Genomic DNA, 26465 nt, shown 5'->3' with positions numbered 1-26465 from the left:
GCCGTTCGCCAGACCGCGGTGAGCCGGTCACTCGGCCCAGAGCGAGGCCTTCCGGCAACGGCACGTGGCGGCGTGCCCAGGGCCGCGGTCTGCGCGGGAAGCCGGTCGTCCGCTATTCCGGCAGGTGCGCCTCCGGGTCGTCGGGGCGGTGGTCGGGCAGGGCCGAGCGCGCCGCCGCCTCGTGATGCAACCGCAGGAACTCCAGATGGCGCTCGTAGTGGTCGAGCACGTCCGCGATGAGCTGCTCCCTCGTGTAGCCCATCACGTCGTAGCCCTGGTTCCCCTCGGCCAGCTGGACCTCGCAGCGCACGTAGCTGTCGTGGGTGCTGACCGAACGGGTCGCGAAGCCGGGTGTGGGCAACTCCACGGGCCAGATCCGGTAGACGAAGACGTCGCTCGGGCCGGTCGGCGCCTGGAGCCCCACGTGCGGCAGGGCGCTCTCCTCGCTCTCCCCTTCCAGGAGCTCCGCCGACGTGCCCTGCTCCCGCAGTTCCTCGACGACGTCCTGGAAAGCGGGGCGGCACACGTCGTCGAGGAACCGCAGGGCCGCCCGACGGCCGGGGAAGGTCGTCGCCCGTGCGAGCCGCCGCCGCCAGTTCCGGGTACCCGGTGGGCCCTGCTGGGTGGTACGCCCGGACAGCGAGGCAGGGAGCGAGGTGGCCAGTGCCTCCTCCCGCATGCGTTCGGTACGCAATGCCAGGTAGAGACCGATCATGATCAGGAACATGACGACGGAGAAGGGCAGGCCCATGATGATCGTGGCGTCGGTCAGGGCCTGCACACCGCCCACGAGGAGCATGGCGAGCGTGAGCAATCCTGTCGCCACCGCCCAGAAGATGCGCAGCCACGGTGCCGCGTCGGTCACCGGGGTCGGCAGGTCGGAGCTGAGATTGCCCATCACCAGCGCGCCGGAGTCCGCGGAGGTGACGTACAGCAACAGCCCGACGAACGTGGCGAGGCCGGCGCTGAAGGTCGCGCCCGGGTACTGCTCCAGCAACCCGTAGAAGGCCTGCTCCGGCGAGTCCATCGCGGTCCGGCCGAACTCGGTGTTTCCGTCCCGTACGAGGAACAGGGCACTGTTGCCGAGGATCGAGAGGAAGAGCCCGGTGAAGAGGAACGGGACGATCAGCGTCGCGGCCACGAACTGCCGCAGGGTGCGGCCGCGGGAGATCCGGGCCAGGAACAGTCCCACGAAGGGGGCCCAGGCGATCCACCAGGCCCAGAAGAACAGCGTCCACGCGTTCAGCCACTCGGTGGGCTGGTCGTAGGCGAACGTGTTCAGGGTCATCGAGGGGAAGCCGCTGATGTAGTCGCCGATGTTCTGCACCAGCGCGTTGAGCAGTCTGAAGGGTTCGCCCACGACCAGGACGAAGAGCATGAGGAGGACGGCGAGCAGGACGTTGAGCTGTGACAGACGCCGGATGCCCTTGTCCACTCCGGACACGGCGGACACGGTGGCCATCACCACCGCCACCACGATCAGGCCGATCTGCGCGGGCAGCCCCTCCGGCACGCCGAAGAGGACCTTCAGCCCGTAGTTCAGCTGGACCACGCCGATGCCGAGCGACACGGAGATGCCGAAGACGGTGCCGATGATGGCCGCCAGGTCGACCGTGTCACCGATCCTCCCGTGGATGCGGCGGCCGATGACCGGGTACAGCGCGGAGCGGATCGCGAGCGGGAGCCGGTACCGGAAGGCGAAGTAGCCGAGCACCATGCCCATGAGGGCGTACATCGCCCAGCCGGTGATGCCGTAGTGGAACAACGTCCACACCACCGCCTGTCGCGCCGCCTCGACCGTCTCCGGGGAGCCCTCCGGCGGCGCGAGGTAGTGGCTCACCGGACCCGCCACGGAGAAGAACATCAGGTCGATGCCGATGCCCGCCGCGAACAGCATCGCCGCCCACGCGAAGAGTCCGTAGTCCGGCTTGTAGTGCTTCGGTCCCAGCTTGACCGTGCCGTACTTGGACACACCGATGTAGACGACGAACACCAGGACCAGCGTCGCGGCGAGGAAGTAGTACCACCCGAACCAGGACGAGATCCTGTCGACGGCCACTCCGATGGCCTTCTCGGCTCCGGAGGGCGAGATGATCGCCCACAACGAGAGGGAGAGGATCAGCGCGGCCGAGCCGAAGAAGACCACGGGCTTGAGCGTGCCCGAGCCCGCCGGGTGGTCGTCCGAGGCCGCCTGTTCGGTCACCGGTCCGCCTCCCGGCCCGCCGCGCCGGGGCCACCGCCGAGCAGGTCCACGGCACGCTCGGCGACCAGCAGAACGGTCACCATGGGGTTGATGGTGGGCATGGACGGGAAGACCGACGCGTCCACGATGCGTACGCCGTCCACGCCCCGCAGTCTCAACTGCGGGTCGCACACGGCCATCGGGTCGTCCGGGGCACCCATCCGGCAGGTGCCCGCCGGGTGGTAGACGGTGTGCGCGGCACGGCGCCCGTACTCCGACAGGGCGGCGTCGGAGGTCACGTCGGGGCCGGGCGCCACCTCCCGTACGAGCCAGTCGCGCAGCGGGTCGGTGGCGGCGATCTCGCGGGCGACCCTCAGGCCGTCGACGATGGTGCGCTCGTCGTGTCCCTCGGGGTCGGTGAAGTACCGGAAGTCGAGCGCGGGATGCTCGGCGGGGTTGCTGCTGCGCAGCCACATGCGCCCGGTGGACCGGGCACGCGGAACGTTCGGCGTCATGCACACGCCGTGCTCCGGAACCGGGTAGCCGAGGCGTTCGGTGTTGACGGTGAACGGCACCTGGTAGAAGTGGAACATCAGGTCCGGGCGTGGCTGGTCCGGCTCGCGCCGAAGGAAGAGCCCGGCGTCGGAATCCATCGCGGAGTTCGGCGGCAGCGGGCCGGCCGTCTCCCAGACGATCACCGACTCCGGATGGTCCAGCAGGTTCTCTCCCACGCCCGGCAGGTCGGCCCGCACCTCGATGCCCAGGGCGCGCAGCTGGTCGGCAGGCCCGAAGCCGGAGAGCATCAGCAGCCGCGGAGTGTCGACGGCTCCCGCACACAGGAGCAGCTCGCGCTCCGCGCGCACGGCGGCGGGCATGCCGTCGGGGCCCCGTACGGCGACGCGGGTGAGCCGGCCCGCCTCGTCGGTGAGCAGGCGGTGGGCCCAGGTCTCCAGGCGGAGCGTGAGGTTGGGGCGGTCCAGGACCGGATGCAGGTAGGCGACCGAGGCGGAGGAGCGCAGGTTGCCCTCCGGCTGGTAGGCCAGGGAGAAGAAGCCGGTGCCGTCGGCGAAGGGTTCGGCGTTGAAGTCCTCGACGACGGGAACGCCCGTGGCGCGCGCGGCGGCGGTGACGAAGTCCCTCGCGATCGGATTGCGGTCCGCCTCGGCCACCGGCACGATGTGCGTGCGCAGCCGGTCGCGGTAGGGGAGGACGGTCTGCGGATCCCAGCCGACGCAGCCCCGGGCCACCCAGTCGTCCAGGTCCTGCGGCAGGGGCATGAAGCTGATCAGCGTGTTGTGCGAGGAACACCCGCCGAGCACGCGGGCGCGCGAGTGGAGGATGTGGGAGTTGCCGCGTGGCTGCTCGACGGTCGTGTAGCCGTAGTCGAACTCCGAACCGAGCAGGTTGATCCAGTTGCGCAGGCGCAGGATCCGGTCGTCGCCGACGTCGCTGGGGCCGCCCTCGATGACGCAGACACGGCAGTCCGGGTCCTCGCTCAGGCGCGCCGCGAGCACGCAACCGGCGGTGCCGCCGCCGACGATGACGTAGTCGTAGGAGGTCTCCGGGCCGTGCGGGGTGGTGGAGGCCATGAGGTGCCTTTCGTCCGGGGCCGGTCTGCGGCGGTCCTGCGGCCGGGCGGGGGAGCGCGTCCCGTTCAGCCCTTGAACCAGCCGGAGGGGGCGGGGGAGAGGTTCTGGTAGATGTGCTTGGCCTCCTGGTACTCCCGCAGCCCGGCGGGCCCCAGCTCCCGTCCGACGCCGGAGTGTCCGAAGCCGCCCCATTCCGCCTGGGGCACGTACGGGTGGAAGTCGTTGATCCACACGGTGCCGTGCCGCAGCCGCTGGGCGACGCGCTGGGCGCGGCTCGCGTCGGAGGTCCACACGCCGCCGGCCAGGCCGTAGCGGGTGTCGTTGGCCAGTTCCACCGCCTCGTCCTCGGTACGGAAGCGCTCGACGGTGACGACCGGGCCGAACACCTCCTCCTGGACGATGCGCATGGACCTGTCGCAGTCCGCGAACACGGTCGGCAGGACGAAGAAGCCGCGGCTCAGCGCGGGATCGTCCGGACGTGTGCCGCCGGTGACGAGCCGGGCGCCCTCCTCCAGGGCGGCGGCGATGTGCGCCTCGACCTTGGCGCGGTGCTCGGCGGAGCTGAGCGGACCGCTCTCCGTGCCCTCCTCCAGGCCGCTGCCGAGCCGGATCGCCGCGGCCCGGCGGGCGAGGGCCTCGACGAACGCGTCGTGCAGGGTGTCCTGCACCAGCAGCCGTGAACCGGCGGAGCAGACCTGCCCGGAGTGCAGGAACGCGGCATTGAGCGCGTGGTCCACGGCCGTGTCGAAGTCCGCGTCCTCGAAGACGACGTTGGGATTCTTCCCGCCCAGTTCCAGGGCCACCTTCTTCGGGCCCTCGGCGGCCGCGGCCATGATGGCGCGTCCGGTGGCGAGGCCGCCGGTGAACGACACCAGGTCCACCTCGGGGTGGCCGGTCAGGGCGGCGCCGACCGTCGCGCCGGCCCCCAGGAGCAGGTTGACGACGCCGCGCGGTGCCCCGGCCTCCTCGATGAGCCGGACCATGGCGATCGTGGTGAGCGGGGTGACCTCGCTCGGCTTGAGGACGATGGTGTTCCCCGCGGCCAGCGCGGGTGCCACCTTCCACGAGGCCTGGAGCAGCGGGTAGTTCCAGGGGGCGATGAGCGCGCACACCCCGACCGGCTGGTGGACGACGCGGCTGAGGACGTCCGGCCCCACGTCCACGACCCGGCCGCCGTCCTTGTCGGCCAGTTCTCCGTAGTAGCGGAAGGCGTTCGCCACGTCCTCCACGTCGATGCGGGCCTCGGTGAGCGTCTTGCCGGTGTCGAGGGTTTCGGTACGGGCGATCTCCTCTTTGTCGCGCAGCAGCAGGGAGTGGACGCGCATCAGGAGGTCGGCCCGTCGGCGGGTGGGCACGTCCGCCCACTCCTCCTCGGCGAACGCGCGGCGGGCGGCGCGCACCGCCCGGTCCGCGTCGGCGGCGTCCGCCTCGTCGACGGTGGCGACGACGGAGGCGTCGAACGGGTTGAGCACCTCCCGCCGCGCGCCGGCCGCCGCCCGCGTCCACTCACCGTCGATGTACAGATCGCTCACGGGGGAACCTCCTGTGGGGCCGGACGTCGTCAGGGCCGCTGCGGCGACGGACCGCTCCCCGGAAGCGGGAACATGACACGCCCTGGCAAACCGGGACATTACCCTCTGCTGTCGCCTTGGCGGCTCCCTTGCGGTTCTCGCGAGTGACTCGGGCGAACTCTTCGCCCGGACGGGCCCCTCCGTATGGCGGGGGAGCCGGCCCGGTGAGCGCCGGACGGTCCCGGCGCCCCCGGGTGGACGCCGCCTCATGCAGCACTCTGGTCGCGATGGGCCGGTTGGGCTACCGTCGGTAACACCTTCGGTAACCTCCTGCCGTCGCAGTCGTGACGCGCGCGCTCTCCCTCCGTACGCCATCGGAAGGCAGCCCATGCAGAACTCGTCAGCACCTGCCGGGATCACTCGCCGCCACGCCCTCACCGCCACGGGAGGCGCGCTCGCCGCGGCCGCCCTGGCACAGACCGCGCCCGCCTTCGCCGCCGAGTCGCAGCAGGCGGACGCGATCGTCGTCGGCCACGGCCTCGCCGGCCTGGTGGCGACGGCCGAACTCGCCGCGGCCGGCCGTAAGGTACTGCTCCTCGACCAGGAACCGGAGGCCTCGCTGGGCGGTCAGGCCTTCTGGTCCTTCGGGGGCCTGTTCTTCGTCGACTCGGAGGAACAGCGCCTGATGGGCATCAAGGACACACGTGACCTGGCCTGGCAGGACTGGCTCGGCACGGCGGGCTTCGACCGGGGTGTCGGTGACCCCACCGGACAGGACCACTGGGGCTACAAGTGGGCCGAGGCGTACGTGGACTTCGCCGCGGGTGAGAAGCGTTCCTGGCTCGCGGGCCTCGGCGTCCAGTGGTTCCCCCTCGTCGGCTGGGCCGAACGCGGCGGCGGACTGGCCGACGGACACGGCAACTCCGTACCCCGGTTCCATGTCACCTGGGGCACGGGGCCGGCCGTCGTCGAGCCGTTCGAGAAGAAGGTCAGGGCGGCTCAGGCCGCCGGCCGGGTCGCCTTCAGGTTCCGGCACCGCGTCGACGGCCTCGTGACGACCAACGGCACCGTCACCGGCGTGCGGGGCGCCGTCCTGGAACCGAGCGCGGTGTCCCGGGGCAGACCGAGTTCGCGCACCGTCGTCGGCGAGTTCGAGCTGCGTGCCCCGGTGGTTGTCGTGACGTCCGGCGGCATCGGCGCCGACCACGACCTCGTCCGGCAGAACTGGCCCGACCGCCTCGGCACACCGCCCAAGACGATGATCACCGGTGTTCCGGCGCACGTGGACGGGCGGATGCTGGCGATCGCCGAGTCCGCGGGCGGTCGTATCGTCAACCCGGACCGCATGTGGCACTACACGGAGGGCCTCAGGAACTACGACCCGATCTGGCCCGGCCACGGCATCCGCATCCTGCCCGGACCGTCGTCCCTGTGGTTCGACGCCACCGGCAGACGGTTCGGCACTCCCGACATACCTGGCTACGACACCCTGCACACCCTGAAGTCGATCACGGACACCGGGTACGACTACTCGTGGTTCGTCACCACTCAGAAGATCATCGCCAAGGAGTTCGCGCTCTCGGGCTCCGAGCAGAACCCGGACCTCACCGAGAAGAACGTCTGGAAACTCCTCTCCCGGATCTGGCAGACACCGGAACCGATCGAGAAGTTCAAGAAGCACGGTGAGGACTTCGTCGTGGCGACGAGTCTGCCGGAACTCGTCAGAGGCATGAACAAGCTTACCGGTGACGGTCTGATCCGGCACGACGACCTCAAGCGTCAGATCGAGGCCCGTGACCGGGAGATGGGCAACCCGTACACCAAGGACGTGCAGGTCATGGGCATCCGCAACGCGCTCGCCTACCCCGGGGACGCGCTGAGCCGGACGGCTTCCGCCCACCGGATCCTGGACCCGGACGCCGGACCTCTCATCGCCGTGCGCCTCAACATCCTCACCCGCAAGACCCTCGGCGGCCTCCAGACCGACCTCGGCGGCCGCGTCCTGAACGCGTCGGGCGAACCCGTTCCGGGACTGTACGCCGCCGGCGAGGTGGCGGGGTTCGGGGGAGGCGGTGTCCACGGGTACCGGTCACTGGAGGGCACCTTCCTCGGCGGTTGCCTCTTCTCCGGCCGCCAGGCCGGGCGGGCGGCGGCCGCGGCGACAGCGACCTGAGAGCTGAGACCTGCGACCTGCGACCTGAGACCGGCGGGAGCTCAGCGGGGTCGCTCCGGGGAGTCGGCCTCCGGGCGACCGGGTGCGGTCGGAGCGCCGGCCGGCGGGGCGGGGCTCAGCAGGGTCCGGGCCCTCGCGGTGCGGCGGTAGTGCACGTACCGCCCGTTGCGCTCCCGTCGGACGAGGTCGGCGGCGAGGAGACGGGAGAGGTGGAAGGAGACGGTGGCGGCGGTGAGGTGATGCCGAGCGGCCAACGCCGTGGTCGTGCACGGTTCGGTGAGGCCGCGCAGGATCGCCAGACGGGTGGCCCCGAGGACCGGGGCCATGACCGGCTTCGTCTCCGGCGACGCGGTCACGGGGACCACGAGCTGGGCTTCGTCGCGGTCCAGGGGCGCGTGCAGGCCGATGCGCGTCAGGAAGACGCTGGGCACGAGCGTGAAGGGGTGATCCCCGCTCACCTCGCCGTCGAGGGGGGAGGCGATCTGCAGGGACCCCTCCTTCCAGCGCATCGAGGAGTGCAGGGCCGCCAGTGCGCCGCCGAGTCCCTCACGTGCGGCGACGGCGCCCTGCCGCTCGACGAAGCCTTCGAAGCTCGCGGTGACCGCCTCCCAGCGGGCCGCCATCGACCGCTCCCACAACCAGTGCAGTTCGCCCGCCAGCCGCTCACGCAGGTCGTGCTCGCTCACTTCGATGCGGCCGCGCACCCGCGCGTCGGCCCGCTTCAGCTCGGACTCCCCGAGCCACGGACAGCGGTCCCTGCGCGCCGTTCCCCCGGAGAGGAACGCCGTGAACTGGGCGCTCACGGTGCTCGTCGGCGTCGAGGCCACGGCGTGCAGTTGCTCCTCCACCGGCGGCAGGAAGGTGCGGGGCGGCGGGGTGAGCAGTTCCGGGAGGTAGGCCGTGTAGCCGCGGGTGACGGCTGCCAGTGTGGGCAGGTGCCCCGAGTTCAGCAGGGTCCGGAGGCGACGCAGGACCGGGTCGCCCGTCCTGGCCTCGGAGACCGCGACCAGCGCGGCGGCCAACTCGCCCACCGGGGACACCGCCCACCGTAAGCCGACGAGCCGCTCGGCGGACATGTGCAGGCGGATCAAGGCGGGCCTCCTGGGGGTGCCGGGACGTTTTCGAATCTGATCGAATCGACGTCCGGAGGCGGCGGCCGGTTCCTAGGCTCCGATCACGGGCCTGCCCGCGACGGCACTCGGCGTGCGAGACACTCACGAGAGGGACCCAGCACGTGTACCAGCAGATGGTTTTCGTCAACCTGGCCGCCAACGACCTGGAGGCGTCGAAGAAGTTCTTCACCGAACTGGGATATGCCCTGAACGACCAGTTCAGCGATGACACGACGGCTTCGATCCCGCTGAGCGACACCGTGACCCTGATGCTGCACAGCCACCGGAAGTACGGCGAGTTCACGAAGAAGCGGATCGTGGACTCGACGACGTCCAGTGAAGTGCTGCTCGCGCTGAGCGCGCCCAGCCGTGAGGCGGTCGACGAACTGGTGGACAAGGCCGTCGCCGCCGGCGGCTCGGTCACCGGTGAGACCCAGGACCACGGGTTCATGTACGGCCGTGCCTTCGACGACGTGGACGGACACACCTGGGAAGTCATGTGGATGGACGCCGCCGCGGCCCAGAGCTGACCGGGCGTCCGACGAGCGCCCGGCACCCGGCGCCCCAGTACCTCAGGTGCACCGGCCCCCGGCGGCCGGGTCAAGATCTGTCGGGTCACGGGTCTGTCCCGGCGGTCGGTGACGGTGCGTCATGGCCCACCGCCGGCCGAAACCAGTGACCCGGCCGACGCCCTGATGCGTGTCCCGGGTCGGAAGGACACTGCGTTCCCACCCTTTTTCTCCCGTCCTGAGACCTCGGTCCAGGGGCGGGGAAGGGGCCGGTTCCCACGGGGTGGGCCGCGCTGTGCCGGGCCGTACGTGTAACAGAGGTGTCTTAGGGAGGAGGCGGGCGGAACGGGCCGGCGGGCCCGGCGGCTCTTGGTGATCAGAAGCGCTCGCTCGGACCGACCGGTGCCGGGCGGGCGGCCTCCCACCGAGACTGAGGAAGACCGATGCGCGTTCGCAAGCTCACCTTCACTGCCCTGGTCGTCGCCGCGGGTCTCTCGCTCGCGGCCTGCAACGGCGACGACGGCGCGGCACAGGGCGACGGGTCCTCGGCGTCCTCCGCCTCCTCCACGTCCTCCTCGGGTGGCGGCTCGGGCTCGGGTGGTCCGGACCAGGGCGCCGGCAAGGGCTCCGCCGGTGAGGGCTCGGGCGGGCAGGACACGGCCACCGGGAGCGGCTCCGACGCCGACGCGGGGGCCGGCAAGTGCCGCACCGACGAACTGGAGGTCACCGCGTCGGACACCACCATCGACGGCGACCCCGAGGGGTCGGTCGCGGTCACGTTCAAGAACGGCGGCGGCCGGGACTGTGCCCTGTCCGGCTACGCGGGCGTCGACCTGAAGACCGCCGAGGGCGAGCTGTCCGCCGAACGCAGTGGTCAGGAGGCCGACCCCATGGTCCTCGAGGACGGCGAGTCGGTGTCCTTCGGCATCACCTACCCGCTCAACGACTCGGGCGGCTCGGGCGTCGGCATCACCGGGCTCGTCGTGACGCCGCCCGACGAGACGAAGTCCGTCACCCTCGCATGGCCCGGCGCGGCCACCCTGCCCGTCACCGACGGCAGCGGCACGCCCGTGCGGGTCGGCCCGATGGGCAGCGCCGGTCAGGGCGGGGCGAACTGACCGGTCGCGTGCGCGGTGACGCCGCAAGGACCGGCATCCCGTGGACCGGGCCGTGGAGCGTGCGACGGCCCGGCGGTGCCGGCCGGGGCGTGCGTGCCGCGGGCGGGGGCGTGCGTGCCGCCGCGCCGGCGAAGACGCACCGCGTCACCTGATCGCCGTGTCGCTCCCCAGGCGGCTCAGCGCCCGCATGGCCTCGCGCTCCAGGCGGGACAGCTCGCACAGGGTGGCGCCCGCCCGCACGAGGCACCGCTCGTCGTGTGTCTCACCGGCCTTCGCGATCAGCGCCGCGGTCTCCGTCCACAGGGTCGCCGCCTCGGTGTACAGCCGGTGGCCGGTGCGCAGGTGGCCGCTGTCGAGCAGTCGCGTGCACTCGGCGAGGAAGTCGCGGTAGAGGTTGCGGAACAGGGCGCCGCCGGTGCCGGCCTTCTCCATCAGGAGGGCGGCCTGCGGCAGGTGCCGCTCCGGGGCGTCGGTCCGCCGGAGCCATGTCGGGACCAGTTTCCCGGCCTTCTCGACGCCGCGGTGTCCCAGGTTGGCGATGGGCGGGTCGAGGAAGGCGTCGGCGCAGGCGGTGATGGCGGGGACGATCCGCCGGTGCAAAGAGGGCCGGTCGTGCGGCGCGGTGAGGGTGAAGGACCGGTGCCTGGCGCTCATCGGGCCGCGGGCGGCCCTGGCCCGGGCGAGGCTGGTCAGGCTGGTGGTCACCGCGCCGCCCTGCTGTTCGGTGTCCACCAGGTGGGCGTCGCGCTCGTCGTAGCCGTACATGGCGACGACATGGCCACCGAAGTGCACCTTCGACCCGAAGTACTCCAGGTGGTAGCTGTCGAGCTGCAGTCCGACCGGGCGGCCGGCGTCGAGGTGGGCCGTCACGTTCGCCCATGCCCTGCGGGCCGAGGTCGTCTCCTGGACCCGGAGGTCCAGCCCGAGTCCCGTGGCCAGGTTCCTGGTCAGCTCGAACGGCTTGACCCGTCCGCCGAGGAAGGGGAACTCCAGGCGCTTGCTGTCCCAGTAGACGAACGACAGACCGCGGCCGAGGCCGAAGAGCATGGGTTCGGACAGGTCGAGCCCCTGGGAGCGCAGCAACACTCCCAGAGCGGTCGTCTCGCAGTGCTGCCCACCGCGGGCATCGACGCCGTTCACCTGACCGACCTCTGTTCCCCGGTGAGCCGCACTGACCTGTTGTACCAGGTGAGTGTCCCCTGATGCAGTCCCTGAGCGGACGTAGCGCCCGGCCGTGGCCGGTGTCCGGGTCAGGCCGCGGTGGCGGGCAGAGCGGCGATCAGGGTCCGCAGCTCGTCGAGTTCGAGCGGGGTCAGGTCGGTGAGCGGGGGGCGGACGGGGCCCGCACCGTGACCGGTGGCGGTCATGCCCGCCTTGACGATGCTGACCGCGTAACCGGCCTGCCGGTTGCGGATCTCCGTGTAGGGCAGCACGAAGTCCGTCAGCATGCGTGTGACGTCCGGCTGCCGGCGCTCGCGGACGGCGGCGTAGAAGGCGAGGGCGAACTCGGGCGCGAAGTTGAAGATCGCCGAGGAGTAGGTGGTCACGCCCAGTTGGAGGTAGGGCAGGGCGAACGTCTCGGCGGTGGGCAGACCGCCGACGTAGGTGAGGCGTTCGCCGAGCCGGGCGTGGATGCGGGTCATGGTGTCGATGTCGCCCACGCCGTCCTTGTAACCCACCAGGTTGGGGCAGGTGTCGGCGAGACGGGCGACGGTGTCCGCCGAGTAGACGGCGTTGGCGCGGCTGTAGATGACGACACCGAGTGAGGTGGACCGGCAGACGGCTTCGACGTGCCGGGCCAGTCCCTCCTGTCCCGCTTCGGTGAGATAGGGCGGGAAGAGCAGGACGCCGTCGGCGCCGGCGCGTTCGGCGGCCGCGGTGAACTCGACCGCGGTCGCGGTTCCGTATCCGGCCGGGGCGAGGATCGGCGTGTCGCCGGGAGCGGTGTCGGCGGCGGCGGCCACGACCCGTTCGACCTCGGTGGGGGTGAGGGAGAAGAACTCGCCCGTGCCGCCGGCGGCGAAGAGGCCGCCGACGTCGTACGTGGACAGCCGCGCGATGTTCTCCCGGTAGGCGTCCTCGTCGAAGGACAGGTCGTCGTGGAAGTGGGTCACGGGGAAGGACAGCAGGCCGGAGCCGATCCGGCGGCCGAGTGCTTCCGGGGTGTAGGACGTCATGGCGTGCTCCTGAAGGTCGTGGCGGTGAGGTGGCGGTGCGCGAGTGCGGGGGTGTCGCGGGCGGGCCTCGCCCGACGGCCCGCCGCACGGTGGTGCCGGCGCGAGCGGCGCGGCTGTCCGGTGTCGACGCCGCCCGTGCCGGGGGCCGTGGGACGTCGGGCCCCGCCGGCCGTCGTCCGGCCGGGTCTCCTCAGCGGGGCGACGGGCACCGGCCCGTCAGCGACGGGCCCGGAGAGGCGCCCCGGTGACGGCGCCGGGTTCGAACCATGGTTGCGTGCTCCAAAGTGCGACGCCCCCGCCGGTCGCGGGCCGCGACCGAGGCATGCGCAAGGTCGCCGTCTGTCCACGTCCGACGCTACGGTCGCGAATGATTCACGTCCAACACAGTTTTTGGATCTCGCGATACCTGGAGAGCATCAGTGTTCACCCTCGCCCAGCTGACGAGCTTCGTGGCCGTCGCCGAAGAACTGCACTTCACGCGGGCCGCGGAGCGGCTGAACATGACGCAGCCGCCGTTGAGCCGGCAGATCCAGCTGCTGGAGAGCGAGCTGCGCGTGCAGTTGCTGGACCGCACGAACCGGAGCGTGCGGCTCACCCCGGCAGGCCGCGCCTTCCTGGGGGAGGCCCGCCGCATCCTGCGGCAGTCGGAGCAGGCGGCCCTCGCCGTCCGCCAGGTGTCCACCGGCGAGGCGGGGGCCATCGCCGTCGGGTTCACGGCGGCCAGTGCCCACTCCGCGCTCGGCGGCCTGCTGGAGACCGCCAGGACGGCGCTGCCCGGAGTGGAGATCCTGCTTCAGGAACTGGTCACCCGGGACCAGTTGAAGGCCCTCAGTGAAGGCTCGCTCGATCTCGGGCTGATCAGGCCCACGACCACGGGGGCCGGCCTGTCCGCCCGCACGGCACTGCGCGAGGGGCTGCTGGCCGCCCTCCCCGCCGCTCATCCGCTGGCCGCCGTCGACGGGCCGATGCGGATCGAGGACTTCGACGGTGAGGACTTCCTGATGTACTCGCCCATCGAGGCCCGCTACTTCCACGAGCTGTTGATCAGCATCTTCCGGTCCGCGCGGGCTCGCCCCGCGTTCACCCAGTACCTGACGCAGGTGCACAGCATGCTGGCCCTGGTCGACGGCGGCTGGGGCATCGCCCTCGTCCCCGAGGCCGCGGCCCGGATGCGCTATGGCGGCGTCGTCTTCCGGACGGTGGACCTGCCGGACCCGCAGCCCGTCGAGCTGAGCCTCGTATGGCGTCCCGACAACGACAATCCGGCACTCGAAGCCCTGCTGCGACACCTGTGACCCCGCCCTGACACGTCGCCGTCACGAAACGGTCATCCAGGAAAGGTATGGCAAGCAACAAAATTCGACATGGACGTGAATCAGAAGCAACTCTACGGTCAACTCAGCCACCGGCCGCGTGGCTCGGACCGTAGGCGGCACCCGCTGTCGCTCTCCTCCCAGGTCTAGGAGATTCGTCCATGCTCGATCTCGTCCGGCAGGACGAGCCGGCGGTGACAGCCGCCCTCGGAACCACCCCGCCCGCGCACCACCGCCGACGGCCGCGAGGATCCGCGCCCCGCAGCCGTCGCCGCCGGACACCACGGTCACGCGTGAGGTGAGGCGCGGGGCGGCCGTCCGGCCCCAGAGCGGCCGGCGGCAGGAAGCCGAACCGCCCGACCGTCCCACCCGCGCCCGTCCCGGTACGCCGCCTCCCGTGCGGGGTCCCCTCGCCGGACCCCGCCCCGGCTCCTCGGACGGCCGCAGATCCGCGTCCGCGCATCCCGCTCCGGCCCCTCTCCCGAGTCGTGCCGTACCCCCTGCGGCGTTCGGGCCCGGCCACCCACATCACAGTTCAAAGGGGAACTGCCATGCCACTTCTCGTCGTGGGAATCAGCGTTCTGGTTCTGCTACTCCTCATGACCAGGCTGAAACTGAACGGCTTCGCGGCCCTCCTCCTGGTCGCCGTCGGTGTCGCCGTGGTCCAGGGCATCCCGGTGACGGACATCCCGGACGTCCTCTCCGAGGGCATCGGGGGCCAGATCGGCGACACGATGCTCACCATCGGGCTCGGTGCCATGGTCGGCCGCGTCATGGGTGACTCCGGTGCCGCCCAGCGCATAGCCGACAAGCTGCTCGACGCCTTCGGCCCGCGCTGGGTCCAGGTCGCCATGGTCGTCACCTCCATGCTCATCGGCGTGACGATGTTCTACGAGGTCGCCTTCATCATCGTCGTGCCCATCGCGTTCACCCTCGTCCGGGTCACCGGCGCGAACCTGCTGTGGGTCGGGCTGCCGATGTCGATCGCCCTGTCCACCATGCACAGCTTCCTTCCGCCGCACCCCGGCCCCACCGCCGTCGCGGCCACCTTCGACGCCTCCGTGGGACTGACGCTCTTCTACGGCCTGTTCATCGCGGTGCCGGTCGGCGCGTTCATCGCGCTGCTCTGGCCGCGGCTGCCGTTCATCAGGGCCATGAACCCGTCCATCCCCCAAGGGCTGGTCAGCGAACGCCAGTTCACCGACGAGGAGATGCCCGGCCTCGGCTGGTCGCTGTGCGTGGCACTGTTCCCCGTGGTCCTGATCGCCGGCGCCGCGGTGACCGACATGGCCGCCACCGGCGAGAGCCCCCTGCTCAACACCGTCGCGTTCGTCGGTTCGGCACCGATCGCGCTCCTGCTGGCCCTCCTGCTGGCCGTCTGGGCCTTCGGGCCCCGGATCGGGCGGAGCCTGGCGGAGGTCAGCGAGTCCTGCTCCTCGGCGGTCAAGGCCATGGCGATGATCCTGCTGGTCATCGGAGCCGGCGGCGCCTTCAAGAACGTTCTGGTGGAAGGGGGCATATCCGACTACATCAAGGACGTCACCCATTCCTGGTCCATCTCCGCCGTGGTCCTGGCGTGGCTCATCGCCGCCATTCTCCGTGTGGCCCTGGGGTCGGCCACGGTCGCCGTCGTCACGGCATCGGGCGTGGTGCTGCCGCTGCTCGCCGGCAGCGGTGTGCATCCCGAGATGATGGTGCTCGCCGTCTCCTGCGGCTCGATCGCCTTCTCGCACGTCAACGACCCCGGTTTCTGGCTGTTCAAGGAGTACTTCAACCTTTCCGTCATCCAAGCGATCAAGGTCCGCACCACCTACACCACCGTGCTGTCGATCCTCGGCCTGGGCGGCGTCCTGGTGGCCGAGTGGGCCCTCGACGTCCTCAGCCTGTGACCCCCGGCCGTCGCACCACCTGATACGAGGAAACCTGAGAAGACATGACCAAGAACCAGCCCACCGTCACCGCGTTCTCCGTCTATCCCGTCGCGGGCCGCGACTGCATGGAACTGAACCTCTCCGGCGCCCACGGCCCCTACTTCACCCGCAACATCGTCGTCCTGACCGACTCCGAGGGGCGCACCGGCCTCGGCGAGGTGCCGGGCGGCGAGAAGATCACCCGGACCCTCGCGGACGCCGAATCCCTCGTGGTCGGCGCGAAGGTCGGTGACTACAAGCGCGTCCTTCGCGAGATCGGTGACCGCTTCGCCGACCGTGACTCCGGCGGACGCGGCGCCCAGACCTTCGATCTGCGGACCACGGTCCACGCCGTCACCGCCGTCGAGTCGGCGCTCCTCGACCTCCTGGGCCAGCACCTCGACGTGCCGGTCGCCGCCCTGCTCGGAGACGGCCGGCAGCGGGACTCCGTACGGGTGCTCGGCTACCTCTTCTACGTCGGCGACCCCGACCGCACCGATCTGGAGTACGTGCGCGGCCACGACGCGGAGACCGACTGGTACCGGATCCGCCACGAGGAGGCCCTCACCCCCGAGGCGATCGTCCGCCAGGCCGAAGCCACCTACGATCTCTACGGTTTCCGCGACTTCAAACTCAAGGGCGGCGTCCTCGACGGTGCCGAGGAGGTCAAGGCCGTACGCGCGCTCAAGGACCGCTTCCCCGAGGCCCGTGTCACCCTCGACCCCAACGGCGCCTGGTCCCTGAAGGAAGCCGTCGAACTGTGCGCGCCCCTGGTGGGCACGCTCGCCTACGCCGAGGACCCCTGCGGTGCGGAGAACGGCTACTCCGGGCGCGAGGTGCTCGCCGAGTTCCGCCGCGCGACCGGGCTGCCCACCGCGACCAACATGATCGCGACCGACTGGCGGCAGCTGACCCATGCCCTCGCCCTGCAGTCGGTCTCCATCCCGCTGGCCGATCCCCACTTCTGGACCATGCAGGGTTCCGTCCGCGTGGCGCAGTTGTGCAACGCGATGGGGCTGACCTGGGGCTGTCACTCCAACAACCACTTCGACATCTCGCTCGCGATGGTCACGCACTGCGGGGCCGCCGCACCCGGCGGGTACAACGCCCTGGACACCCACTGGATCTGGCAGGAGGGCCTGGAGCGCCTCACCGTCGAGCCGCCCCGCATCGTCGACGGCGAGATCGCGGTGCCCGACGCCCCCGGCCTGGGCGTGCGGCTCGACATGGACCGGCTGCTCGCCGCCCACGAGCTCTACCGGACGAAGGCTCTCGGCGCCCGGGACGACGCCCTCGGCATGCAGTACCTGGTCCCCGGCTGGGAGTTCGACGCCAAGCGGCCCTGCCTCGTGCGGTAGGTGCGGGCCGTCGTGGCCCGGCGGGGCTGCCGCGCACACGTGCCGCCCCGGCCTGACCCGGCGCACCGGGCCGGGCCGGGCAGGCCCGCCGCACACGGCCGCCACCGGTCCATCCGGAGACCGAACCGATCAGGCCTCCGTACGCGTCGTTTACGGCCGACGTACGGAGTCCGTACGTGTCACAGTAGGATTCCGGCCAAGGAGGTGCCGGATGTCCGAGTTGTTCGACGCGGTCGACGCACTGGTCGCGTCCCGCGCCCAGCTGCCGCCGGCGGAGGAGCGCAAGCGGCTGCGGACCGCGCACGGCCTGACGCTGGATCAGGTGGCCGCCGCGCTCCAGGTACGGCGGGCGACGGTTTCGGGCTGGGAGTCGAGCAAGAAGCCGACCGAGCCCCGGGGGCCGGAGCGTGAGGCGTACGCGCGGCTGCTCGGACAACTCGCGCAGCTCTACCCCGCACCCGGTGCGAAGGCCGAGCCGCCCGCCGCGACCCCGGCACCCGCCGCACCCACCGGCACGCCCGCCCCGACCGAAGCGCGGACTCCGCTCACGGGTCCGGAGCCCGGGCGCCGGTCCCCGGCGGCGACCGTGGGCACCCGGGACCGCTCCGTCGGCCCTCCGGACCTCCCACCGGCCGCGCCGCGGCCGGCGCGCACCACCGGGCCGTCGTCGACGTCACGCCGCCCGGTCACGGGGAAGGCGGCCCCGGCCGCGGTTGTGGCGAGCGGCACCGACCCGCGCTTCGAGAACGGACCGCTCGCCGTGGTCGACGCCGGTACCGACGGGCGGGTGCTGGCGTACTGCCCGGGCGGTCGCGTCCTCGACGTGCCCGCCAAGTCGCTCCCGGCTCTGGTGGACTGGACGCTCAAGGAGGCGAAGCTGGGCGGGCCCAGACTGTCCGGGCCGGGCAAGGACGCCGATCCGCTGCTGGTGCTCACCGAGTCGGCGCTGGAGCGCTACGGCCTGCCCACCGCCCTCACGGATGAGGAGCGCCTGGCCGGACGGATCCCCGAGGGGCACAAGGCCGTCAGACAGCTGAAGCGCGCGGAGTGGAAGCTGACGAAGCGCGGGTTCGGACCGTGGGCACGGATCTACCGTCCCGCCACCGGCGCGGAGCGGGCCTGCGTGCAGCTGTGCATCCCGTCCTGGCAGGCGCTGGACGCCCGGCACTGGGGTGGGGCCGACCGCCTGCCGCCGGCGGAACTCGCCCGCGTGCTGGGCGTGTACGCGGCCAGGGTGATGACGCCGCGCGGCTCCACGGCCGTGACCGGCCTGGAACTGATGACCGCGCTGCACCCCCCGACCCGCGCCTCCGAACCCGGCGCCGACGGCACCCGGCACTCCGAGCACAATCCGGGCTCACTGGGCAGAGATCCCGTGGACTGCGCCCCGTGCGAGGCCCCCGACGGGCACCCGCTCCTCGCGGACCTGCCGCGGTTCCACGTGCGCGGTCCGGACGAGAAGCTGTTCGAGGAGGCGTACGACTGGGCGAGGCCGCTCACCGACGACGAATGCATGCGCCGCCACCTCGTCGGCATCGACGTGAACATGGCCTTCGCGGCCGGTGCCAACGGCCTGACCGTGGGTCTCGGGGCGCCCACGCACGTCAGGACACCGGCGTTCGACCCGAAGCTGCCCGGCTCCTGGCTGGTCGATCTCTCCCACGTCGATCTCTCCCGGGTGAAGGTCGGCAAGGACAGCTGGGCCGACCTGGACGCCGGGCTGCTGCCCAGCCCGTTCACGCCGAAGGGCGAACGCCCCGAGGGCCCGGCCTGGTACGCGACGCCGACCGTCGCCTACGCGGTGGAGCTGGGGTACGAGGTGCGCCCGACCGAGGCGTACGTCCGCCCCGAGAACGGCCGTTACCTGGACGCCTGGTACCAGCGGCTGAGGGACGCCTTCCTCACCACGATGGCCGACCTGGGCGTGGGCGCCGACCTGCCCCCGGCCGACTTCCTCGCGGCGATGGACGGCTGGGAGAAGCGCGATCCGCAGCTGGCGATCGTCGTGTCGGCGATCAAGGCGACCGTGAAGGGCGGCCTGGGCAAGCTGCGTGAGCGCCCTCGCGGGGAGGGATGGCGCCCGGGTGAGCCGTGGCGTGCCCTGTCCCGTCCGACGTGGCGGCCGGACATCCGCGCGGCGGTCATCTCCCGCACCCGGGTCAACCTGCACCGCAAGATCGTCAAGCACGCGGCGTTCACCGGGCGGTACCCGGTGGCGGTCCTCTCCGACTGCGTCGTCTACGCGGCCGACGGGAGCTCGCCGCTGGACGTCCTGCCCTACCGCGACGGCAGGCCGCTGCCCGGCGGCTTCAAGCTCGGCATCAACCCGGGCCTGGTCAAGCACGAGGGCACGCAGAGCGTCCTGTGGGGCGAGGGCGTACGGGAGCGTTTCGACGCCCCGGACCTGAACCTCGCCCGGTACATCAAGGACGGCACCGTCACCGACGCCGACCACGGAGAGTAGGACGATGCCGATGAACCTGTTCGGGGAGGGCCTGGAGAGCGCGGTACAGAAGGCGTTCACCCGCCCGGCGCCCAAGAGCGCGGGCGCGCAGATGCGCTACCTGGTCAGGCAGCTCAAGGGCACCGGGGCGGTCGCCCGGACGCTGCGCGTCTCCCAGCGCACCGTCGAGCGGTACGTGAAGAACCAGATCAAAAAGCCCCGACCCGACCTTGCGGCCCGCCTGGAGCGCGAGGTCAGAGCGCGGTGGCAGCCGCAGATCCGGGCGAAGGCCAGGGAGAGGGCGGCGACCACGGGCGGCATCGTCATCGACACCCGGGCCCGGATCGGCTACACCGCACCGGTCGGCTCGACCGACGAGAACCGGGTCCGGCACCTGACCGTCGCGCTGCCGCCGCAGTACGCGGCCCGGCTCTTCGACGCCCAGCAGGCCGGCGAGAGTGACCGGCGGCTGCAGCAGATCGCCGCCGAGGCGCTCAGGGACACCTACTTCCAGGACGGCGGCCGACGCGCCGGCGCTCTGGAGGAGGTGCGCTTCACCGACGTCGAACACGTCGAGTTCGACCTGTAGGGCGCACTCCGAGCAGCCGCCCGCGCGGCTCCTCCGGCGGCCTCGACGATCAGTTGCCCCTCCGCTGAGAAAACCTGCCCTTGTTCGTACAACCATTCGTTCCGTGGTGAGTCATAGGGCTGTGAGGCGCATGGTGCGCCTGTTGCATCCAGAAGGAATCTCACGTGCCCCTGGCCCGATCGACCCGACGTCGGCTGGTAGTCGCCGTCACCGCCGTCCTCGCCGTGACGCCCGCCGTGGGCGCCCTGTCCGTGCCGGCCTCGGCCGCCCCGGCGGCGGTGACGGCGGACACGGCGGCCTCCGACGCCGTTCTCATGCCCTTCCTGAAGAAGGCGAAGCTGGTCGACGCCGGTCTGACCGGCTTCGTGACCCAGGCCGAAGGGTCCCTCGACAAACGCTGGACCCGCTACGGGGACCCCGCCGGGTCGGGCTACTCGAACCGGACCTACCTCCGCTCGACGCGCACGGCGGACTACCTCGTCTTCGCGGGCCGCTGGGGTGTCCAGCAGCGGAACCTCAAGACCCTGTCGTCGTTCGACGTCTTCGTCGGGGACCTGGCCGGTGAACCGCGGTACGCGGGCTCGGCGGCGAACGCGATCTTCACGACCGTCGAGACCGACGGGACCCTCAAGCTGCGCAAGCACACCGCGGACGAGGGCGTGAGGACCGTCACCGGGCTGCCGACCGGTGCGAGGGACGTCGAGATCACCCCCGGCACCCCCGAGGACGCCCTGCTGACCTTCACCGACGGCGCCCTGAAGAAGTGGGCACTGATCGATCTCGCCACCGGCGCGGTCCACGAGACGCACGACCGGACCGCCGGTTCCACCGGGGGCGACTTCGCCGTCTCCGGGACTCACGTCGTCTGGACCGAGGGTGACGGCACCGGCACCCCGGCGGTGTTCCTCCTGGACCGCGCGTCCGACACCGTCGAGGAGATCCCGGTCACCCCCGCGTACGCGAGTGACCTCCAGGTGGGTCTGGTCGGCGGCTGGGTCGTGTACGGAGAGGCCGACGGCATCTCCTCCGGCGCGGCGAACCCCCTGCACGCCGTCACCGCGTACAACCCCGCCACCGGCGTCTCGGTGAAGCTGCTCGACCACCTGACCTCGTCCGCCACCGCCCCCGACGGCCTGTACGTGCGCGGGGGCACCGTCGCGGGCGGCGAGGGTCTGTTCAAGATCACCGCCGGGGACGCAGGCGCCCCCGTCGTCACCCGGGTGGCGAACGCCGGAGCACCCACCCAGGTCGAGATCACCGGCCACACCGTTCCCGCGCTCGTCGACCTCGACCAGAACGGTGGGTCGGCGTCCCTGCGCTGGGACTTCTCCCGGAGCAACGTGGACGTGCGGATCACGCTCCGCCACGTCCGTACCGGGAAGACGGTCGTCGCCACCGCGAAGCACCCCGCCACCCCGTCCGTCACGCTGGACTGGACCGGTGCCCTCTCGGGCGGGTCCGAGGCCGCCCCCAACGGCGCCTACACCTGGGAGGCCGTGGCCGAGCCCCTCAACGGCATCGGCCCGGCCGCCACCGCCGACGGCACCTTCACGGTCAGCCGCAAGGGGCAGCCGCACGACTTCAACGACAACGGCACCCCCGACGTCCTCACTCGGGACTCGGCGGGCAAGCTCTGGCGCAGCGACACCTCGTTCGACGCGGGCACCGGCGCTGCCGGGCAGCTCGGCGCGGGAGAGGCCAAGGCCCTCGTCGGTGGCGGCTGGAACGTGTACGACCGCATCGAGGCCACCGGCGATGTCGGCGGATCCTCGGTCGGCGACATGGTCGCCCGCGACACGGCCGGAGTCCTGTGGCTCTACCAGGGCGACGGCCGTGGTGGCTTCGCCACCCGCGTCAGGGTCGGCGGCGGCTGGCAGGTCTACGACAAGGTGGCGGGCGGCTCCGACCTCACCGGGGACGGCCGGAACGACCTCCTGGCGACCGACCGGTCCGGTGTCCTGTGGCTCTACCCGGGCACCGGCAACGCCACCGCTCCCTTCTCCGCTCGCAAGAAGGTCGGCGGCGGCTGGGGCGTCTACAACGACCTGACAGCCGTCGGGAACATCGGCGGCGCTGCCGCCGGAGACCTGATCGCCCGGGACAAGGACGGGGTCCTCTGGCTCTACCTGGGCAAGGGCGACGGCACGTTGGCGCCCCGCACGCGGATCGGTGCCGGCTGGGGTCCCTACACCCACCTCGTCGCGGTCGGTGACGCCGACCGCGACGGCCGCGGCGACCTCGCCGCCTTCAGCCCGACGGGCAACTACCTCTACCGGGGCACGGGTGCCTGGAAGGCCCCGTTCCTCGGCCGCCAGTCGATGGGCCTGGACCGCCCCAGTAGCGCCCAGCAGCCCGTCGTCTGACATCGGCGACGCGCCGCCGGACGGGCCGGCCTCCACCGGCCGGTCCGGCCGCGTCACGCCGGACACACGCGCCGTACCCGGCCTTTCAGGGCCGGGTACGGGCTCGGTCAGCCTGTCGTCGGCTCCTGCCCGCGCGTGAACCCACTGCTCCGTTCCACCTTGGCCACGTGCAGCGTGTAGCTCCGGTACCACTCGGCTCGCCCGCGCTGCTGCGCCGCGCGGTGCTCGGCGTTGGTCCGCCACCGTGTGAGGGCCTCGACGTCACGGAAGTATCCGACGGTGATGCCGAGCCCGCCGGGAGTCTGCGCATGGTCCATCCCCAGGTAGCCGGGGACGTCCCTGACGAGCTCTTCCATGCGTGCGTTGGTCTCGCCGTAGCCGCTCTGCTCCTGGGTCCGCACCGTGGTGAAGACAGCTACGTAGTACGGCGGTTCATAGGGGCCGACCGGCCCGACGGGTACGTCCCCCGAGTGACTTGTCATGACGCCACCGTAAGCCGGGAGGCGTCGACGCGCGGACACCTTGCTGGGCCCCGGGCGCCCTCAGCACACGGTACGGGGATTGAGCAGTCCGCGCAGGAACCCTTCGGGGTCGGGGACCAGGTCCGCGACGGTCCCGAGGTCCAGGCCCGGGACCAGCGGGACGGCGGGCGCGAGGGGGCCGAGCACCACCGGTGCCAGGAACTGCCAGTGCTCCATGTGCTGGATCGAGCGCAGCAGTTCCCGCAGCGTCTCGCGCCAGTCCACGGCCGGGACCTGCGAGGGCACGGGAAAGCCGACCAGGTGACCGGTCTTGCCGCCGGCCGGGGGCATCCGGCCCAGGCCCGCCAGCGCGTCCTCGTGCAGCGACGGGTCCTCGTTGAGGTGTTCGCCCCAGATCTGCGTCCGCAGGGCGCGGACGGACACGCCGACCCGGTGCGGGGCGCCGCCCATGGTGCCGTCGGTGAGGTCGGTGTCGAAGACGCCGAGATGCAGCTCCGAATCCGTGGTGTGGGAACGGAAGTTGAGGTTGGCGCTACCCGCGGCGACGTACTGGTCGTCCACGATCATCAGCTTCGCGTGGACGTAGACCTGCAGCGCGGTCGCCGCCTGCTCCAGGTGGAAGCAGTGGACGTTCGCGGGCGCCACCGAGGCGATGCGCCGGAGGGCCTCGGCCCGCAGCGCCTTGTGGGTGTCGGCCAGCCCCGGTGCGTCGAAGTCGCGTGCGGTGACCAGGACGACCTGGACGCCCCGGGCGGCGGCGTCCCGCAGGTCGTCGACCAGGGGCGAGGGCCACAGGTACTGGTCCTCGACGTAGATGTAGTGCCGCGCCCGGCGCACGGCCTTGCGGTAGGCGGCCGTGACGGTGAACTCGCCGCCCGGCAGGAAGGAGTAGATCCCCTTGCAGGTGAGGGTGCGCAGCACCTGCACGGCCTGCGTGCCGGACATCGGTGACGGGCCGGGCGCCTCCGACGGGGAGATCGGCACGGGTGCGCCGTCGACCCGGCTGGGCCGGGTGGGGTCGTTCCAGCGCTGCACCAGAGCCTGCCAGATCTGACCGACGGCGGGGCCGAACACCGCGCACTGCACGTCGTGCCAGCCGGGCAGCGAGATCTTCTGCCCCAGGAAGTCGGGTTCCCGCTGCCGTACGGGAGGGTCGACGTGAGCGGCGTTGTCCCACCGGTCCAGACAGACGTCGATCCCGCCGACGAACGCGGCCGGGCCCTCGGCGGCGCCTTGCACCACCGCACACTTCTGGTGGTGGGAGCCGAAGTCCGCCACCCGGGCGTCGAGGACCGCCTGCGCACCGGCGTCGACCAGCCCGGTGCGGAAGTCGAAGTTGTCCTTGGACGGCAGGGTCGGGACCCTGGGCCTGCGCACCGGCAGCGTGGAGAAGTGCGAACCGTACAGGAGCGCGCGGACCACGACGCCCTGGGCCCGGAGTCCGCGGAGCCGGTCGAGGATGCCCGCGGAGCCCGCGACCGCCGGGCGCAGCACCTGCTCGGGCGAGAACCGCCAGCCGGCGAACAGCACCTGGTCCCCGCTCCGCAGGCCGTCCAGCCGCGAGGCCAGCGTGTCGTAGTACCCCTCGGCGTCGACGAAGTACAGGACCACGTTGTCCAGGGTGAAGGCGGGGGCGCGGAAAGGGCCCATGTCGTGGTCGGTCAGCAGCCAGTCCTCGGGGGCGACGGACGGGGCGGGTGGTTGTTCGGCACGCGCCCGCATCTCGTCGAGCTTCAGGACGGTCAAGGGGCCGACGTCGTCGATCACCTCGGGCGGGGGGACGCCGAGCACCTCGATCTTGAACCGGGCCACCGCACCGGCGGTCTCGTCCCCGTAGTCGCCGTCCGCGCCGAACACGGGGAGGCAGTGCGGGTCCCGGTCGAGCAGGGCGGTCTGCACCTTCCGCACGGCCGGGTCGGTCCGGTGCCGGGAGCGTGAGATCCGGTCCTGGTCCTGAGCGACGGCTTCGAGCAGTGGATCGCCGGCGAAGAGCGCGGAGGTGAGCATGCCGGAACTCCTTCACCGAGGCACGATGCCTGGAGCGGCTTCCCGGGTCGGCGAGCACCAGCGGACGCCGGGAGTGGGGGACCGGTCGAGGGCGGCTGACATGACTGCGCGGCCCACGGGTCGGCACCCCTCCATGGTCGCACCTCCGCGGCGACCGTGCCACGCGGGGCCGGAGCACCTGACCGCCGTCGCGTCCTCGGGTCTTCTCCCCGCCCACCGACCACGTATGACGTTGCGTCAGGTACGTGCTCCCGGCCTTCCGCGGGCTCGTCGGCCGGAGCCCCTGCCTCGGGTGCGGACGGTGCTTCTGCGCGCCGGCTCCGCGTGGCGGGCGTCGATGCCTTCGACTAGGTTGGTGAGTCGCAGCAATCACACGCATCCGGAAACCCTCGCGAGCGGGACCCCGCGGATGACGCGCTCCCGTCCTTGAGGTTTCGGGGCAGCGCGAGTGCCCGGCGCCGTTGCGCCGGAGCAGCCCCTTCCGATGCTTCAGGACACCGAAGTCCTTCAGGACACCGAAGTCGCGGTCGACCTCGGAAGGAGCCTGCCATGAGTGAGCCGGGAACGGTGGCCCGCTCCGTCGAACACCAGGGCTCGGTCCAGGCCATCGCCTTCAGCCCCGACAGCACCCGCTTCGCCAGTGGCGGCAGCGACAACACCCTGCGGGTACGGCCGGTCCTCATCGGCGAGGACCTGGACGTGCCCGTCGGCGGGTCCGTGACCGGCATCGCCTTCGGACCCGACGGCGGCACCTTCGTCGTCGCCGACTTCGAGCAGGTGTCGTTGCGTGACGGAGCGGACGGCGCGGCCATCTGGCAGGGCCCGCTCGATCCGGGGAACTCCGTGAACGCCGTGCGGTTCGCGGGCGACGGACAGATCATCGCCACCACCGACGTCCTCGTCGCCGTACTGGACCCTGCCACCGGCGCGATCACCCGGCGCGTCACCGTCGACCCGCCGCTGATCGCCGACGTGGACGTGAGCGGGGACGGCACCCGGGTCGCGCTGGCCGTCGACCACCGCCACGGCGGGAACCACCAGTTCACCGGAGACGCACGAGTGGTGGAACTGGCCACCGGCGAGGTCCTCGGGAAGCTGACCCCGGACGACGCCGTCCACGCGGTCGCCTTCAGCCCCGACGCGGACACGGTGCTCTGCTGCGCCGCCGACGACACCACCCGGATGTTCGAGTCGGTCGGCGGCGGGCAGGTGTGGCCCCTTCCGGAGGAGACCGACGAGCAGATCACCGCCCCGAACTGCCTCGCCTATGACCCGAAGGGCCGCTGGACGGTGGTCGGCGGTGCCGACGGCTTCGCCCGGGTCCTGGACGCCGCGACCGGGGTCGAGAAGTGCCGCGCGCCCAAGCTGCAGCCCGGGGCGCCCGATCCGGGCCTGGGCGCCGTCACCCACGTGGCGTTCAGCCCCAACGGAAAGCTGGCGGCCAGCGCCTCCATCGACAACGTCGTCCGCCTGTTCGGCCTCACGGGCCAGGAACTCTACGCCGCGCCCACCGACGAGGTGCTCACCCTGGAGTTCAGCCCCGACGGCCGCTGGCTCGGCGTCGGTTGCTTCGCCCGCGCGCTGGTGCTCGACAACGGTGAGTCCAACTCCACGCAAGGATGAGGCGGC

18 protein-coding genes are annotated in these 26465 nt (G+C 71.7%); 10 read left to right on the top strand and 8 right to left on the bottom strand.

Features of this window, described 5'->3' with window-relative positions:
- Positions 1-112: 112 nt before the first annotated feature.
- From betT to SAM23877_RS02355, 3 genes are all read right to left on the bottom strand, one after another.
- Positions 113-2203 carry a choline BCCT transporter BetT gene (gene betT / locus SAM23877_RS02365; RefSeq protein ID WP_053126400.1) on the bottom strand — a complete coding sequence of 697 codons (2091 nt, stop codon included), beginning with the start codon at positions 2201-2203 and terminating at the stop codon, positions 113-115.
- Positions 2200-3771 (bottom strand): GMC family oxidoreductase, encoded by a 1572-nt coding sequence (locus SAM23877_RS02360; protein WP_053126398.1) that lies wholly within the window; start codon positions 3769-3771, stop codon positions 2200-2202. Before SAM23877_RS02360 ends, betT begins: the two co-directional genes overlap by 4 nt.
- 65 nt (positions 3772-3836) lie before the next feature.
- Positions 3837-5303, bottom strand: a complete 1467-nt coding sequence (locus tag SAM23877_RS02355) for an aldehyde dehydrogenase family protein (protein ID WP_053126396.1) — start codon at positions 5301-5303, stop codon at positions 3837-3839.
- A gap of 367 nt (positions 5304-5670) precedes the next feature.
- On the opposite strand from SAM23877_RS02355, the gene SAM23877_RS02350 reads away from it, so the two are divergent.
- Positions 5671-7455, top strand: coding sequence for an FAD-binding dehydrogenase (locus SAM23877_RS02350; protein ID WP_053126394.1), 1785 nt, complete (start codon positions 5671-5673; stop codon positions 7453-7455).
- Positions 7456-7496: 41 nt separating this feature from the next.
- Here SAM23877_RS02350 and SAM23877_RS02345 read toward each other — a convergent pair whose 3' ends face one another.
- Positions 7497-8546, bottom strand: a complete 1050-nt coding sequence (locus SAM23877_RS02345) for an ArsR/SmtB family transcription factor (protein WP_053126392.1) — start codon at positions 8544-8546, stop codon at positions 7497-7499.
- A gap of 143 nt (positions 8547-8689) precedes the next feature.
- Between SAM23877_RS02345 and SAM23877_RS02340 the strand changes: the two genes are divergently transcribed.
- Together SAM23877_RS02340 and SAM23877_RS02335 are read left to right on the top strand one after the other, a co-directional pair.
- Complete coding sequence (locus SAM23877_RS02340) at positions 8690-9097, top strand: VOC family protein (RefSeq protein WP_053126390.1); 408 nt, start codon at positions 8690-8692, stop codon at positions 9095-9097.
- Positions 9098-9519: 422 nt separating this feature from the next.
- Positions 9520-10194 (top strand): DUF4232 domain-containing protein, encoded by a 675-nt coding sequence (locus SAM23877_RS02335; protein WP_053126388.1) that lies wholly within the window; start codon positions 9520-9522, stop codon positions 10192-10194.
- Between the two features lie 144 nt (positions 10195-10338).
- On the opposite strand, the gene SAM23877_RS02330 is transcribed toward SAM23877_RS02335, so the two are convergent.
- Together SAM23877_RS02330 and kdgD are read right to left on the bottom strand one after the other, a co-directional pair.
- Positions 10339-11334, bottom strand: coding sequence for a BtrH N-terminal domain-containing protein (locus tag SAM23877_RS02330; RefSeq protein ID WP_053126386.1), 996 nt, complete (start codon positions 11332-11334; stop codon positions 10339-10341).
- A 110-nt stretch (positions 11335-11444) separates the two neighbouring features.
- Positions 11445-12371, bottom strand: a complete 927-nt coding sequence (gene kdgD, locus SAM23877_RS02325; RefSeq protein ID WP_053126384.1) for a 5-dehydro-4-deoxyglucarate dehydratase — start codon at positions 12369-12371, stop codon at positions 11445-11447.
- Positions 12372-12790: 419 nt separating this feature from the next.
- Between kdgD and SAM23877_RS02320 the strand changes: the two genes are divergently transcribed.
- The 6 genes from SAM23877_RS02320 to SAM23877_RS02295 all read left to right on the top strand — a co-directional run bounded on the left by SAM23877_RS02320 (position 12791) and on the right by SAM23877_RS02295 (position 22347).
- On the top strand, positions 12791-13666 hold the full coding sequence (locus tag SAM23877_RS02320) for a LysR substrate-binding domain-containing protein (protein ID WP_053126382.1): 876 nt from the start codon (positions 12791-12793) through the stop codon (positions 13664-13666).
- Between the two features lie 569 nt (positions 13667-14235).
- Complete coding sequence (locus SAM23877_RS02315; protein WP_053126380.1) at positions 14236-15573, top strand: gluconate:H+ symporter; 1338 nt, start codon at positions 14236-14238, stop codon at positions 15571-15573.
- Between the two features lie 44 nt (positions 15574-15617).
- A complete protein-coding gene (locus SAM23877_RS02310; protein ID WP_053126378.1) occupies positions 15618-16952 on the top strand; it encodes an enolase C-terminal domain-like protein in 1335 nt (444 codons plus the stop codon).
- A gap of 211 nt (positions 16953-17163) precedes the next feature.
- A complete protein-coding gene (gene tap / locus SAM23877_RS02305) occupies positions 17164-19416 on the top strand; it encodes a telomere-associated protein Tap (protein ID WP_053126376.1) in 2253 nt (750 codons plus the stop codon).
- A 10-nt stretch (positions 19417-19426) separates the two neighbouring features.
- Complete coding sequence (gene tpg, locus SAM23877_RS02300; RefSeq protein ID WP_053142079.1) at positions 19427-19984, top strand: telomere-protecting terminal protein Tpg; 558 nt, start codon at positions 19427-19429, stop codon at positions 19982-19984.
- A 164-nt stretch (positions 19985-20148) separates the two neighbouring features.
- Entirely contained in the window at positions 20149-22347 is a 2199-nt protein-coding gene (locus SAM23877_RS02295) for an FG-GAP-like repeat-containing protein (RefSeq protein WP_053126374.1), read from the top strand.
- A 107-nt stretch (positions 22348-22454) separates the two neighbouring features.
- Here the strand turns inward: SAM23877_RS02295 and SAM23877_RS02290 are convergent, their stop codons facing one another.
- Together SAM23877_RS02290 and SAM23877_RS02285 are read right to left on the bottom strand one after the other, a co-directional pair.
- Positions 22455-22829 carry an antibiotic biosynthesis monooxygenase family protein gene (locus SAM23877_RS02290; RefSeq protein WP_053126372.1) on the bottom strand — a complete coding sequence of 125 codons (375 nt, stop codon included), beginning with the start codon at positions 22827-22829 and terminating at the stop codon, positions 22455-22457.
- 60 nt (positions 22830-22889) lie between these two features.
- Positions 22890-24836 carry a phospholipase D-like domain-containing protein gene (locus SAM23877_RS02285; RefSeq protein WP_053126370.1) on the bottom strand — a complete coding sequence of 649 codons (1947 nt, stop codon included), beginning with the start codon at positions 24834-24836 and terminating at the stop codon, positions 22890-22892.
- Positions 24837-25385: 549 nt separating this feature from the next.
- Between SAM23877_RS02285 and SAM23877_RS02280 the strand changes: the two genes are divergently transcribed.
- Positions 25386-26459, top strand: a complete 1074-nt coding sequence (locus SAM23877_RS02280; protein WP_053126368.1) for a WD40 repeat domain-containing protein — start codon at positions 25386-25388, stop codon at positions 26457-26459.
- Positions 26460-26465: the final 6 nt, after the last annotated feature.

The sequence above is a fragment of the Streptomyces ambofaciens ATCC 23877 genome (assembly GCF_001267885.1).
Lineage (GTDB): Bacteria > Actinomycetota > Actinomycetes > Streptomycetales > Streptomycetaceae > Streptomyces > Streptomyces ambofaciens.
This window is presented reverse-complemented; position numbering and strand designations above follow the sequence as displayed.